Source organism: Salifodinibacter halophilus (assembly GCA_012999515.1).
GTDB classification, from domain to species: Bacteria; Pseudomonadota; Gammaproteobacteria; order Nevskiales; family Salinisphaeraceae; genus Salifodinibacter; species Salifodinibacter halophilus.
This window is the reverse complement of the sequence record JABEEB010000739.1, coordinates 1-236: the sequence shown is the minus strand read 5'-3', so window position 1 is coordinate 236 and position 236 is coordinate 1. Positions and strand designations below refer to the sequence as shown.

Sequence of the window (236 nt, the reverse complement as noted above, 5' to 3'; positions counted from 1 at the left end):
CACCTTGACCGGCCGGCCTTCGTCGCGATCTTCGCCGTAGAACTCGCCGCGGTCGCCGTCGAAGCCGCCGGCCACCGGAGGGAACAACTGGCCGGTGCTGCTGTTGATCCAGTACAGATACCAGCGCTGCTCCTCAAGATTGAACACGCGCAGGGTCATGCCCTGCCAGCCCTTGGTCGGGAACACGCCTTCGTCGAGATTGACGACGCCGCCCATGCGGCTCTCGCAGCGCAGCG

General features: G+C 66.1%; 1 protein-coding gene. It reads right to left on the bottom strand.

Features of this window, described 5'->3' with window-relative positions:
* Nucleotides 1-216: hypothetical protein (locus HKX41_13530; protein NNC25154.1), on the bottom strand; the 216-nt coding region annotated here is incomplete at its 3' end.
* Nucleotides 217-236: the final 20 nt, after the last annotated feature.